The following is a 12,442-nucleotide window of genomic DNA, read 5'->3' as shown; positions in this document are numbered from 1 at the left end:
GGGTCTCCCCTCTACTTGTGTTCGTTACATACCTCTTCCAGATCAGCAAGAATCTGATCGGTTTCATCCCAGCTGAAGATGGATGCGCCGGCCGCAAGCGGATGTCCGCCGCCATTGTATTTCCGGGCAATTCCGTTGATGACCGGACCTTTTGAACGGAACCGGACTCTGATTTGATCGTCTTCTTCTACGAAAAACACCCAAGCGCGGATACCCGAAATATTTCCGAGTGTTCCGACAAGCTGCGACGCTTCAGAAGCGGTGGTTCCATATGTCTCCAAAATGTCTTTTTTAATGAACACGGAAGCGACGCCGTTTTCAGACAGTGACACATTTTGATAAATAAAGCCGTTAAGCTTCACCACATTTAATTTTGTTTCATACAATTGATTGAACAGCTCTGACGATGAAAATGGGAACTCAATGAGCTCTCCCGCGTATTTTAATGTCTTTTTTGTGGTGTTCGGGAATAAGAAGCGCCCCGTATCACCGACGATACCCGCGTAGATCAGCTCAGCTGCTTTCGTATTCAGTTTCCAGCCGTGCTGCTTTCCTTCCAGGTACAGCTCATAGATCATTTCGCTTACGGAGCTTGCATTCGTATCGACCCATAACAGATCGCCATACGGATCTTCATTTGGATGGTGGTCTATTTTCATGAGCTTTGCGCCGGAATGGTAGCGCTGATCGTCGACCCTGCCTTGGTTTGCGGTGTCGCACACGATGACAAGAGCATCTTTATAGGTTTCGTCATCCACCTCATCGAGGGAATATAAAAAAGACAAGGACGGCTCAGGCTGTCCGACGGCAAAAATATTTTTTTCGGGATACGTTTCCCGCAGGATTTCCGTAAGGCCGCACTGTGAACCGTAGGCGTCCGGGTCAGGCCTCACATGTCTATGTAAGATAATGGTGTCATATAATGATATGGTTCTGATCAGTTCGGATTTCATCGCTTTCTCCTTTTCGTTTTTATTCATTTAATCATACTCTTTATCCATGGAAAAGGAAAATCTTTCAGCAACGGTATAAACGGTTTTGCAAACTCATATAATGGAGGATTTCATTTATGCTGGTTTTTGTTTTTCTCATCGGGCTTTCTGCCTGCTTTTACGTGTATTACAAAGTAAAAGGAATCCAGACGAAACGGGCGCTGGAAAAAGAATGTTTTTCGGCTAAATCAAGTATGGCATTAGGCGCGCTGGTGCTTTTGTACGGAGTAAACCAAATGATTCTGTTTCACTCCGTCCTGACCCTGGTCATCGGCGGCGTCTTCATTTTAATCGGAGCAGGCAGCGCATGGGCCGGGTATAGAGCCTATAAGCATTATGAGCCCATCCATGCAAAGGAAGCGGAGAGGGACCACGCATAATGAATGCCGAGGGACCCGGGTGCGTCCCTTAACTTCTCTCCATCAGCTGCACCATGAGCATCGCTTTTGAAACGATGCCGCTTTGGCTTGACACTTCCACTTCCATTTTCCCGAATTTCCGGCCCGCCTCTAAAATGCGCGGTTTCACTTCAATGACCGACTCCATCTGTACGGGCTTCAGGAAGAAAATCGTAATGCTTTCAATGACCAGCTCGCCGCGTTTGCGGGAGCGTAAAAATCGGCTGGCGGCCTGGGTTAAAATCGTCGTAAACACCCCGTAAGAAATCGTGCCGAGCTGATTGGTCATTTGCGGCGTGACTTCATATTGATAAACGGCCGGCGTTTTGTCATCTTCGTCTTCTTTAAATCCCCTTGAAACAATATCATCCAGCTTTTCCCCGACCTGAGGCTGCTTTTGAACCATTTGAAGCGCTTTTAAGACATCCTGGCGGCTGATCATTCCGATCAGTTTGTGATGCCCGTCTGTCACCGGAAGCACTTCAATTCCTTCCCAAACCATCATTTGAGCCGCTGAGGCGACAGATGTTTTCCCGATCACCGTGACAGGGTTTTTGGTCATTACTTTTTCAATCGGAACTGACCGGTCATGCCCCGCGATATCTTTCGATGTGAGGATTCCGTGGATTTTCATCTGCTGATCGATCACCGGGAAGCGGCCGTGTCCGGTTTCATAGTTCTTTTCGTACCATTTCTCCAGCTTATCCTTAGGGGACAGCGTCACTGTCCGATCTGCGGGCGTCAAAATGTCTTCCACGAGCACAATCTCTTTTTTTATGAGCTGATCATAGATCGCCCGGTTGATCATCGCGGCTACCGTAAAGGTATCGTAGCTCGTGGAGAGAATCGGAAGCTCAAGCATATCGGCCAGCTCGATAATGCTGTCGTCGGTATTAAACCCTCCTGTTACCAAAACAGCCGCGCCCGCTTCAAGCGCCTGACGGTGGGCGTTGATTCGGTTCCCGACGATTAACAGGTTCCCCGCCGCCGTATAACGCATCATCGCGTCAAGCTCCATCGCGCCGATCACAAACTTATTCAACGTTTTATGCAGACCGGCTTTTCCGCCGAGCACCTGGCCGTCTATCACATTGACGACCTCGGCGTATGTCAGCTTTTCAATATTTTCTTTTTTCTTCTGTTCAATCCGGATGGTCCCCACACGTTCAATAGTGGAAACGAATCCTTTGTTTTCGGCTTCCTTAATGGCTCTGTAAGCCGTTCCTTCACTGACTTTCATTTCTTTCGCAATTCTTCTGACCGAAATTTTTTCACCGACAGGAAGCGAATCTATGTATGATAGGATTTGTTCATGCTTTGTTGCCAAGCGTTTCACCTCTAAGGACAGTCTTCTGCTTTTATTATAAGGGTACGGGGGATTCATTCGCAATGAGACGCCGAAAAAAGGCGGCATCACAAAAAGACCTTCTGAATGCTTGATTCAGAAGGTCTTTGACACATATGTCAGGCAAGCTCAATGGACTCGCCGACCGCCATGACTTTGCCGACGCCTCCGGGCAGACTTTCGGCGAAAGCGTCAGGGTCCTGTTCAATGACAGGAAATGTATTGTAATGAACGGGAACGACCTGTTTCGCTCTCAGCCACTCAGCCGCGAGTTTCGCATCTTCAGGGCCCATGGTGAAGTTATCACCGATCGGCAGAAACGCCAGGTCAATGTGATTCAGTTCCCCGATCAGTTTCATATCAGAGAACAGCGCCGTGTCCCCGGCGTGGAAAATCGTTTTGCCGTCAATCGTCAATAAAATCCCGGCCGGCATCCCCGTGTACGTAATGGTTTTGTTTTCTTCATCAGTGACAGCCGATCCGTGGAATGCCTGTGTCAGTTTCACTTTACCGAAATCAAATTGGCGCGCTCCGCCGATATGCATCGGGTGGACGTTTAAACCTTTAAAGCCGAGATAAACGGCCAGCTCATTCGGCGCAATGACGAGCGCATCGTTTTGTTTAGCGATCTGCTCTGTATCTCCGACATGGTCATTGTGTCCGTGAGTAAGCAGGATGACATCCGCTTTCACTTCTTCCGGTTTCAAATTTGTCAGACTGTTTCCGGTCAGAAACGGATCAAAAATAATGTTATGGGTTTTCGTTTCCACTTGAATGACAGAATGTCCGTGATAAGTCACTTTCATCGTTTTCACCTCATAAAAAATTAATATTTATCAAGTTCCCTTTTTGACAAACGAAAAAACTTACAGGGATTGATGCCTGTTAATCACATTCAGCCCGCCTGTTGCTTCAATGACCGTTCCGGTTACAAGATCGGAATCATCTTCACATAAAAAGGCGATGATTCTCGCAATGTCCTCTCCGGTCCCGGACCTGCCGATCGGCGTCTTTTCTTTGCCGATTTTCCGTCTTGCTTCCTCTATAGACGCTTCTTTCATATCTCCTACAATATCACCCGGGCAGACCATATTGGCCGTAATGCCTGATTCAGCTTCTTCAATCGCAATGGTTTTCGTTAACGAAGCCAATCCGACTTTAGCCGCTCCGAAAGCGGAACGGTGAAGCCAGCCGGGGGCATGGTCCGCTCCTTGAAAACCGTATGTAATAATCCGGCCGAACCGCTGCTGTCTCATGACCGGGATAACCGCTTTAAACAGATGGAAAACGGCGCTTAAATTCCCTTCAAGCATGTCATACCATTCGTCATCGGAGTAATCGGCAAGCTTTTTGCGCTCAAATATGTACGGCCCGGCATTGTTAATCAGTATGTCAATCCTTCCAAACCGCTGAAGGGCTGCATCGGCGATCCGCATGAGATCTTCTTTCCGGGTTACATCGCCCTTAACGAATTGCAATCTGTCATGGCACCCGGGATAATCCGCCTTCAGACAGGCGACCGCTTCTTCGTCTTGTCTGTAATTCACTGTGACAGAAAAGCCTTTTTCCAGAAGCATTTCAGTCACTTTTCGGCCCAATCCCTTTGTACCGGCAGTGATTAGAGCATGTCGCACATTGAATACCCTCCCCAGGCAACGTTGCCGCTTCAATAAAATCAAGACGTTTCTCCCTCTACTTTACTATAAACAAACGGCAATATCACTTTTTTGCACTTCGTCCGCACGAAAAAAAAGCCGTCTTTACAGACAGCTTAATTTTCTGAAGGAGCAGAGGCTTCCTCCATGCCGACATAACCGCTTTCGTATGCCTCTGAGATGAGCCTGGCCGTTTCTTCACTTTCTTTTTCATCATAGATGTAACGGTCTTGTTCTTTGCGCATTCCTTCTACCTCCCATCTTTATAGATGTAGGGTGTCTGATATGACGGGAAAATATGAAGGAAATTTCAGCAAATTAAATGCCGGCGCAGGCTTTTGCTTTTACGAGCGCCTGTTCTACCTGCTGAAAACCCGTTCCGCCGGCGCTCATTCTTTTTTCAACCGCATGATGCGGATCGAGCACGGTATAGATGTCTTCTTCAAAGAGACTGCTGGCTTGAAGGAATTCTTCAAATGCCATATCACTTAAATAGATTCCTTTTTCAATGCAGCTGTACACAAGCTTGCCGACCACTTCATGCGCTTCTCTGAACGGCATGCCTTTTTTAGCTAAATAATCGGCAAGTTCCGTCGCGTTTGAAAAATCTTGTTTTGTCGCTTGTTTCATGATGTCTTTGTTTACTTTCATCGTTTCAATCATGCCCGTGAAAATCTGAAGGCTTCCTTCAACGGTTTTCACCGTGTCAAACATGCCTTCTTTATCTTCCTGCAGGTCTTTGTTGTAAGCGAGCGGGAGCCCTTTCATAATCGTGAAAAGCCCCATCATATCACCGTATACGCGTCCGGTTTTACCGCGGATCAGCTCCGCCATGTCGGGGTTTTTCTTCTGCGGCATCATGCTGCTTCCCGTCGCATACGTATCATCCAGTTCAATGAATCTGAATTCCTGCGAGCACCATAGAATGATTTCTTCTGATAAACGCGAAAGGTGCATCATCAGCATGCTGCTGCCGCTTAAAAACTCGAGAATAAAATCTCTGTCACTGACTCCGTCAAGACTGTTCTCATAAATGGAGTCAAAACCGAGCAGCTCCGCCGAATAGTTACGGTCTATCGGAAACGTGGTTCCGGCAAGCGCCCCGCATCCGAGCGGCGATATGTTAATCCGCTTCATAGCATCGCGAAAACGCTCTTTATCCCGTTCAAGCATCCAAAAATAAGCAAGCAGATGGTGGGCGAAAGAAATCGGCTGAGCCCGCTGCAAATGGGTGTACCCCGGCAGAATGGTCTCGACATTGGCCTCCGCTTTTTCGATCAGCGCTTTTTGGAACTGTTCAATCAGCACGATGATATGTGAGACATGATCTTTCAAATACAAATGCATGTCGGTCGCCACCTGGTCATTCCGGCTTCTGCCGGTATGGAGCTTGCCGCCTAGCGGTCCGATTTCTTCGATCAGCATTTTTTCAATATTCAAATGGATATCTTCATAATCAACAGAGAATTCAAGCGTTCCTTCCTCTGCTTTTTGCAGGAGGGTCTGCAGCCCCTGTCGGATGGCGCCTTCTTCTTCTTCCGTCAGAATGCCGCATTTTTTCAGCATTGCCGCATGAGCGAGAGACCCTGTAATATCCTCTTTGACTAAGTTTTGGTCGAATGTGATGGATGCGCCGAACTCATCGACCCACTTTTCCGGTGTTTTTTGAAAACGGCCTCCCCAAAGCTTCTTCATGCTTCAATCTGCTCCTTCTTTTTCACAATGCTGTTTACTTTCGTCGGCAGCCCCCAAAGCTCAATGAAACCGATTGCCGCGTGATGGTCAAAAGCATCGTCTTTTGTATATGTCGCAAGTTTTTCGTCGTAGAGTGAATATTCCGACTTACGTCCTTCTACAATGGCGTGGCCTTTAAACAGCTTGACGCGCACGACGCCGGTGACGTGTTTTTGGGTTTCTTTCAAGAATGCAAGCAGCGCGTCTTTTAACGGCGAGAACCATAAACCGTTATAGATGATTTCAGACAGTTTTTGTTCAATTGCCGGTTTGAAATGGGCCACTTCTTTCACTAAAGTCAGATCCTCAAGCTCTTTGTGAGCCGTAATCAAAGTCATGGCGCCCGGGCACTCATAAACTTCACGGGACTTAATGCCGACCAGGCGGTTTTCCACATGGTCAATCCGGCCGATGCCGTGTTTTCCGGCAGTCTCGTTCAGCTTGAGAATTAAATCAGCGAGCGGGTAGGTTACGCCGTCGATTGAAACCGGAACACCGGCTTCAAATGCGATTTCGATGATTTCCGGAACGTCCGGCGTGTTTTCAAGAGATGCTGTCAGGTCATATGCCCCTTCAGGCGGCGCCGCCCACGGGTCTTCTAATATACCGCATTCATTGGCGCGTCCCCATAGGTTCTGGTCGATGGAATACGGGCTGTCAAGATTGATCGGAATCGGTATGCCGCGGCTTGCGGCATATTCAATTTCTTCTTCACGCGACCATTGCCACTCACGGACCGGAGCAATGACCTCCAGATCAGGATTTAATGATTTAATGGATACTTCGAAACGCACCTGATCGTTGCCTTTTCCCGTGCAGCCGTGCGCTACAGCCACCGCGTTTTCCTTTTCCGCGACTTCAACGAGTTTTTTCGCGATCAACGGACGGGATAGTGCAGATACGAGCGGATACTTGCCTTCATACATTGTATGGGCCTGCATAGAAATGAGCGCGTACTCCCGGGCGAATTCTTCTTTCGCATCAATCACATAGGAATTTACGGCGCCTACTTCCAGCGCTTTTTGCTGAACGAATGCCAAATCCTTTCCTTCCCCTACGTCTAAACAGCAGGCAACAACATCGTATCCCTGTTCTTGCAGCCATTTTATCGCTACAGAAGTATCAAGACCTCCTGAGTATGCCAATACAACCTTTTTTTGTTCTGCCATGTTAAAAGCTCCCTTTTGTATAAAAATTAGTTTTAATTAATAAAAATGCATTTTGTATGTATACACTGTAACAAGTAAATTCTGTTTTTTCAAGCCTTTTATAAAAAAAACCCCACCCATTTTTTTGAGCGGAGCAGAGCCTTTTTATACATTTATAAATCTTTTCGGATTTCCCGGAGCACATGGGGCAGTTCAGGAATAATCAGTTTACTCATTGCAAGCTTTACGGCGCCTGAGGAGCCGGGCGTGCAGAAGACTGCGGTATTTTGGATCACACCCGCTGCCGCTCTGGACAAAATGGCGGCGGAACCGATGTCCTCCGTATAGCTCAGCATGCGGAACAGCTCGCCGAATCCCGGGAGTTCTTTTGAAAACAGCGGCGTGACCGCTTCAATTGTGACATCCCTTTCGGCAATGCCCGTCCCTCCGTTTAACAGCACCGCATCTGTATATTCATCCATACAGCCGGATAAAACGGCTTTCTGCAATTCATCTTTTTCATCTTTAACAATGTCATAAGCGACCGTTTCAAATCCCGCTTCCCTGAGGAAGTCCATCATGACGCGCCCGCTCTTGTCGGTTTCTTTCGTTCTCGTGTCGCTGACTGTAATCACCTTGCAGCGCACGGCTGACGGGGCTTCTTGTTTATGTTCATGCACACTCATTGCTTCACCTCATCGTTTATGTAATAAACATATCGTAACGTTTGATTCTGGGGCATTCAATAAAAAAGCACACCCTAAAAGGATGTGCTTTTTTTGATCATTACTGTGCAAGGCGGACAACGTCGCGTGCGATCATGACCTCTTCGTCAGTCGGAATGATCATGACTTTGACAGGAGAGTGAGGGTAGCTGATAAACGCTTCCTCGCCGCGCACGTTGTTCAGCGCAGGATCCCAATATACACCCATGAATTCTAAGCCGCGAAGCACGCGTTCTCTGACTTCAACGCTGTTTTCACCGATACCCGCAGTGAAAATAATCGCGTCAACGCCGCTCATTCTCGCAGCGTAAGAACCGATGTATTTATGGATTCTGCTTGCAAACACTTCAAGAGCCGTTTCCGCTCTTTCGTTTCCTTCTTTTGAAGCTTCTACGATATCGCGGAGGTCACTGGAGAAACCGGATACGCCAAGCAGTCCGCTCTTTTTATTTAACGTATTTAATACTTCATCTGCCGTCTGATCCGTTTTTTCCATAATGTACGGAATCAATGCAGGGTCGATGTTTCCTGAACGTGTTCCCATCGCGACACCCGCAAGCGGTGTGAAGCCCATTGACGTATCAATGGATTTTCCGCCTTCTACCGCCGCGATACTTGCGCCGTTACCGAGGTGACAGGAAATCAGACGCAAATCTTCAAGCGGGCGGCCGAGAAGCTCAGCTGCGCGCTGTGTCACGTATTTATGAGATGTACCGTGGAAACCGTATTTGCGAATGCCGTATTTCTCGTAGTATTCGTACGGTAGGCTGTACAGGTAGGATTGTTCAGGCATCGTTTGGTGGAACGCCGTATCAAACACTGCAACCGCAGGCACATTCGGAAGCACTTCTTTAAAGGCTTTAATGCCGACGATGTTAGCCGGGTTGTGAAGCGGCGCTAGTTCTGAAATCTCTTCAATCTCACGGATTGTTTCATCCGTAAGCAAAACAGAATCGCTGAATTTTTCTCCGCCGTGAACCACACGGTGGCCGATTCCGTCAATTTCATTTAGATCCTTTATAATACCGAATTCAGTCAGCTTGTGAAGCAGCATCTTCACCGCAACCGCATGATCCGGAATATCTGTCACTTCTGTATTTTTTTCGCCGTTAACAGAGATTGTGAAAACGCTGTCGGCGATACCGATCCGTTCTACTAAACCTTTTGTTAGCACCTTTTCTGAAGGCATTTCGAATAACTGAAATTTTAAAGATGAGCTTCCTGCGTTAATTGCAATAATTTTAGACATAAATGACGCTCCTATCAAAATTCTTCTTCGTTTGTTCGTTCTTTTTTCCCAGACCATAACTGCAGTCCAAAAAATATCTGACTTTTCCATTTAAACATTGTCAACTCAGCATTTCAAGTCAACATCCACATTGGTACCGCTTACAATATGAAGTCGATATTTTCTGATAAATTTCATTTGTGCCAAATGGACGGCACGGTCTTACGAAATGTTATTTTCTTTCCTTAATTTGTGTTATCGTCCTGATTCCCATTCATTTTAAAAAGCAAAAGCAGCGCGGGATTTTGCATCTCACACTGCTTTTTCGCCATTATTTTTCTTTTTGAATCCATTGATCCAATTTTGCCGTCATCTCCCGCATCGCCTGCTGGTTCGCAAAAGAAGGAAGATTCGCCAAAAGCGCTTGTTTCGGCGGCTTTGCGTCTTCGCCTTTTTTCTGCAAGATTAAAATGCTCTTTGCCTGCGCTTCGTCTTTAAACATAGTAGCCGGCAGCTGAAGAAGGGCGTTGATATACACTTTTTCCGCAAAAAACCGCTTCAGTTTATCGCTTTGCGCGCTGTCAAACAGATGGTTCGGAATCATAAAAAATAAGTATCCGCCCGGTTTTGTATGTTTGACGCTCTGCTCAATAAATAAGTGGTGAGCAAAAGAGTGGCCTTCATCCGCTTTCAGCTCAAACGCTTCAGCGCCTTCGTCATTCGGATAGTAGCCGACCGGCAAATCGCAGATGACCGCATCGGCCGGTTCGATAAATAACGGCTGAAGACTGTCCTGGCAGAACAGCTCCATTTCTTTTTCCTGCAGATTCGCCTGAGCATAAGCGATCTTCAGAAGGACATCGTCGATTTCAATGCCGAAGCTTTTTGCCGCTTTGTCAGAAAGCTGGTTTGCCGCGGTCAGCAGAAGATTTCCGGTGCCGCAGGCGGGGTCCAGCAATGTCAGGCCTTTTCGGCCGCCCGTAAATTTATTCACGAGGTAACTGATGAAAATGCCGATCGTATCAGGCGTCATCTGTCTGTTCGGATGGGACTTATCTTTCAGCCCTTTTAAAATGGCGAGCTGGAACGCCTTGCGGATCCATTCATGCTCCCATTTTCTGAAGTCTGCTTTCGCGAGCAGGCTTTTAAGCTCGCCGGTTTGCTTTTCCTGAAGCGGAAGCTGGTCGGCCTTTTCAAGAAAATACATTTCTCCCGCTTCCGCAAGCCCCTCAATATAAGAAATCTGAAGGCCTTCTGCTATCACTTGGGCGGCTTCATCTAAAAGTTCATAAATCTGACCGACATGGTCGTGTTGCATGCTGTTTCCTCCTTGCCATGAAAAGAGCTCCGCGGCAGCACCCGGAGCTCTTTTTCTCTCTTTACTTGATTAACGCTTTTGCAGCTTCGATAGGCTTTTCATAATTCGGGTGGTTTGTCGCTTCACTTACGTATTCCGCGTAAACGACTTTTCCGTCCTGATCAAGGACAAATACGGAACGCGCTAAAAGACGAAGTTCTTTGATGTGAACACCGAATGCTTCACCAAATGACATCTCTTTATGATCCGATAATGTTTCAACTTTATCAATTCCGTTCGCTCCGCACCAGCGCGCTTGTGCAAACGGAAGGTCGGCGCTGATTGTATAAACGTTCACATCACCGAGTTTTGCGGCTTCTTCGTTGAAGCGGCGTGTCTGCGCGTCACATACGCCTGTGTCAATGGAAGGAATAACGGATATGATCGTTACTTTCCCTTTCATATCTGCTAATGTCTTCTCTTCTAATCCGTTTGTCAAAACCGTGAAGTCAGGAGCTTGGTCCCCCGGTTTCACTTCTTGTCCGATCAGCGTCACGGCTCCGCCTTTAAATGTAATTTCAGCCATTCTGATTCCTCCCTTTATCTATGTATAGCTCTATCATAGTCGAGTTTTATGCAAACTGCAAAGGTTATGCCGCATCGTAAAAAAAGCTAACTGCGGGCGGCAGTTAACTTTTCTGTTATAAATCGATATCCGTTCTTTTTTGGTTCCGGCCTTTTTCATTCTTTTTAAACATATGCTGGATGCGTTCAATCGTTTGAGGCGCGGAGTCTAACAGTTTATCAATCAGATGGGTGTTTTCGTCTAAATGAAGCATACGCACGCCGTTTGTTCCGACAATCAGAAACGCAATCGGCGTAATGGATACTCCGCCGCCGCTTCCGCCGCCGAACGGGAGCTTCTGCTCTTTTCTTTCATCATCATCGGTTCTTTTTTCAGCCGGCTTTCCTCCAAACTCGCTTCCGCCCGCCGCAAATCCGAAGCCGACCTTTGAAACCGTTAAGATTACGCTGCCGTCAGGCGTTTCAACAGGATCGCCGATGATTGTATTCACGTCAATCATTTCTTTTAAATTTTCCATAGCGGTTTTCATTAAACCTTGAATGGGATGGTCTGCCATATGCGCTCCTCCTTAAACTGATGAATCATTCTTTGAAGCAACCGGAACCGGCTGTTTCTTTCGTATGATAGAAAGTCCGTTCCGCCCGTATTTGAGCAATTTGAAAGCTGCACCTATAAGATGTCCAAAACGAAAAAAGAATATACACTGCAAATGCGTCTTGGATGCAGGCACTTGAAAAGACGGAATGACTTCGCACACCGGTTCATGTATGAAACGCAGATGATCATACAGCATCGCCGTAAGTCCTCCCTTTACGGCCCACAATCCGCCGGCGGCGATTCCCGTAACGGCGGCGTCCTTTATTCCGATAACCGTCACCCATTCGAACTTCGTAACACGGACTCCCGCAAGAAATGAAGCGGCGATTTGGCGCATCTGAAAGACTTGGTGCAGAATCATTTCTATTCTGTGAATGCTCTGTTTGACATCTTCATATGTGATTTTTTTCTTCTCTTTTTTCTGACCTTTCATTTCTGATTTTGTGTCCTGTTTGACATCAATTGACGCGTCTTCGCTGTTTACTTTAATGACGGGCAGCGTTTTTTTAATACGGATCAGCCCGTATAAGGCCGAGATTTTAAACGTCAGTTTGTCGTTATCTTTATCGTGAAGATATTCGAAAGTCAGGTGGATTTTCATCCTCATGAGCAGCCAGGCCAAAATGAGAATGAGAATAACAGCTGCTGCGGCATATCCCATAAGCTTCACTTCCTTAGCAGCATTATCGCCAAAACCAAAAAAAATAAACCCGGACGTTTATTCCGGGTTTACTGCT

14 protein-coding genes are annotated in these 12,442 nt (G+C 46.9%); 1 reads left to right on the top strand and 13 read right to left on the bottom strand.

What is annotated here, in order from left to right; translation table 11 throughout:
• Positions 1–11: 11 nt before the first annotated feature.
• A complete protein-coding gene (locus ABK447_RS05935) occupies positions 12–953 on the bottom strand; it encodes a bifunctional oligoribonuclease/PAP phosphatase NrnA (RefSeq protein WP_003152435.1) in 942 nt (313 codons plus the stop codon).
• Between the two features lie 116 nt (positions 954–1,069).
• Between ABK447_RS05935 and ABK447_RS05930 the strand changes: the two genes are divergently transcribed.
• Positions 1,070–1,372, top strand: a complete 303-nt coding sequence (locus ABK447_RS05930) for a YtpI family protein (RefSeq protein WP_014418625.1) — start codon at positions 1,070–1,072, stop codon at positions 1,370–1,372.
• 28 nt (positions 1,373–1,400) lie between these two features.
• Here ABK447_RS05930 and ABK447_RS05925 read toward each other — a convergent pair whose 3' ends face one another.
• The 12 genes from ABK447_RS05925 to ABK447_RS05870 all read right to left on the bottom strand — a co-directional run bounded on the left by ABK447_RS05925 (position 1,401) and on the right by ABK447_RS05870 (position 12,366).
• On the bottom strand, positions 1,401–2,717 hold the full coding sequence (locus tag ABK447_RS05925; RefSeq protein WP_012118175.1) for a CBS domain-containing protein: 1,317 nt from the start codon (positions 2,715–2,717) through the stop codon (positions 1,401–1,403).
• Positions 2,718–2,854: 137 nt separating this feature from the next.
• The gene (locus ABK447_RS05920; protein WP_094031886.1) at positions 2,855–3,541 is read right to left on the bottom strand and encodes a metal-dependent hydrolase; all 687 of its coding nucleotides are present in this window, start codon (positions 3,539–3,541) and stop codon (positions 2,855–2,857) included.
• 60 nt (positions 3,542–3,601) lie between these two features.
• A complete protein-coding gene (locus ABK447_RS05915) occupies positions 3,602–4,369 on the bottom strand; it encodes an SDR family oxidoreductase (protein ID WP_012118176.1) in 768 nt (255 codons plus the stop codon).
• A gap of 137 nt (positions 4,370–4,506) precedes the next feature.
• Positions 4,507–4,635 (bottom strand): hypothetical protein, encoded by a 129-nt coding sequence (locus ABK447_RS05910; RefSeq protein WP_007408056.1) that lies wholly within the window; start codon positions 4,633–4,635, stop codon positions 4,507–4,509.
• Between the two features lie 73 nt (positions 4,636–4,708).
• Positions 4,709–6,085 carry an argininosuccinate lyase gene (gene argH / locus ABK447_RS05905; RefSeq protein WP_003152429.1) on the bottom strand — a complete coding sequence of 459 codons (1,377 nt, stop codon included), beginning with the start codon at positions 6,083–6,085 and terminating at the stop codon, positions 4,709–4,711.
• A complete protein-coding gene (locus tag ABK447_RS05900) occupies positions 6,082–7,293 on the bottom strand; it encodes an argininosuccinate synthase (RefSeq protein ID WP_003152428.1) in 1,212 nt (403 codons plus the stop codon). Before ABK447_RS05900 ends, argH begins: the two co-directional genes overlap by 4 nt.
• Positions 7,294–7,445: 152 nt before the next feature.
• Complete coding sequence (locus ABK447_RS05895; RefSeq protein WP_007408054.1) at positions 7,446–7,958, bottom strand: molybdenum cofactor biosynthesis protein B; 513 nt, start codon at positions 7,956–7,958, stop codon at positions 7,446–7,448.
• 100 nt (positions 7,959–8,058) lie between these two features.
• Positions 8,059–9,246, bottom strand: a complete 1,188-nt coding sequence (locus ABK447_RS05890; RefSeq protein ID WP_007408053.1) for an acetate kinase — start codon at positions 9,244–9,246, stop codon at positions 8,059–8,061.
• A gap of 310 nt (positions 9,247–9,556) precedes the next feature.
• Positions 9,557–10,543, bottom strand: coding sequence for a class I SAM-dependent methyltransferase (locus ABK447_RS05885; protein WP_038464151.1), 987 nt, complete (start codon positions 10,541–10,543; stop codon positions 9,557–9,559).
• Positions 10,544–10,604: 61 nt separating this feature from the next.
• Positions 10,605–11,108, bottom strand: coding sequence for a thiol peroxidase (gene tpx / locus ABK447_RS05880; protein ID WP_007613091.1), 504 nt, complete (start codon positions 11,106–11,108; stop codon positions 10,605–10,607).
• A 115-nt stretch (positions 11,109–11,223) separates the two neighbouring features.
• Positions 11,224–11,664 carry a GerW family sporulation protein gene (ytfJ, locus tag ABK447_RS05875; RefSeq protein WP_003152423.1) on the bottom strand — a complete coding sequence of 147 codons (441 nt, stop codon included), beginning with the start codon at positions 11,662–11,664 and terminating at the stop codon, positions 11,224–11,226.
• Between the two features lie 12 nt (positions 11,665–11,676).
• On the bottom strand, positions 11,677–12,366 hold the full coding sequence (locus ABK447_RS05870; protein ID WP_038464154.1) for a DUF2953 domain-containing protein: 690 nt from the start codon (positions 12,364–12,366) through the stop codon (positions 11,677–11,679).
• Between the last annotated feature and the right edge of the window lie 76 nt (positions 12,367–12,442).

Source organism: Bacillus sp. hwrm1 (genome assembly GCF_040207805.1).
In the GTDB taxonomy this organism is placed as follows: Bacteria; Bacillota; Bacilli; order Bacillales; family Bacillaceae; genus Bacillus; species Bacillus velezensis.
Note: the sequence above shows the minus strand (reverse complement) of the source record. Positions and strands in the feature narration are given on the sequence as shown.

Excerpts from the sequence above, each read along its gene's own strand:
- ABK447_RS05935 (WP_003152435.1), bottom strand. The coding sequence starts at position 953 with ATGAAATCCGAACTGATCAGAACCATATCATTATATGACACCATTATC.
- ABK447_RS05930 (WP_014418625.1), top strand. The coding sequence starts at position 1,070 with ATGCTGGTTTTTGTTTTTCTCATCGGGCTTTCTGCCTGCTTTTACGTG.
- ABK447_RS05920 (WP_094031886.1), bottom strand. The coding sequence starts at position 3,541 with ATGAAAGTGACTTATCACGGACATTCTGTCATTCAAGTGGAAACGAAA.
- ABK447_RS05910 (WP_007408056.1), bottom strand. The coding sequence starts at position 4,635 with ATGCGCAAAGAACAAGACCGTTACATCTATGATGAAAAAGAAAGTGAA.
- argH (WP_003152429.1), bottom strand. The coding sequence starts at position 6,085 with ATGAAGAAGCTTTGGGGAGGCCGTTTTCAAAAAACACCGGAAAAGTGG.
- ABK447_RS05900 (WP_003152428.1), bottom strand. The coding sequence starts at position 7,293 with ATGGCAGAACAAAAAAAGGTTGTATTGGCATACTCAGGAGGTCTTGAT.
- ABK447_RS05895 (WP_007408054.1), bottom strand. The coding sequence starts at position 7,958 with ATGAGTGTGCATGAACATAAACAAGAAGCCCCGTCAGCCGTGCGCTGC.
- ABK447_RS05890 (WP_007408053.1), bottom strand. The coding sequence starts at position 9,246 with ATGTCTAAAATTATTGCAATTAACGCAGGAAGCTCATCTTTAAAATTT.
- ABK447_RS05885 (WP_038464151.1), bottom strand. The coding sequence starts at position 10,543 with ATGCAACACGACCATGTCGGTCAGATTTATGAACTTTTAGATGAAGCC.
- tpx (WP_007613091.1), bottom strand. The coding sequence starts at position 11,108 with ATGGCTGAAATTACATTTAAAGGCGGAGCCGTGACGCTGATCGGACAA.
- ytfJ (WP_003152423.1), bottom strand. The coding sequence starts at position 11,664 with ATGGCAGACCATCCCATTCAAGGTTTAATGAAAACCGCTATGGAAAAT.
- ABK447_RS05870 (WP_038464154.1), bottom strand. The coding sequence starts at position 12,366 with ATGGGATATGCCGCAGCAGCTGTTATTCTCATTCTCATTTTGGCCTGG.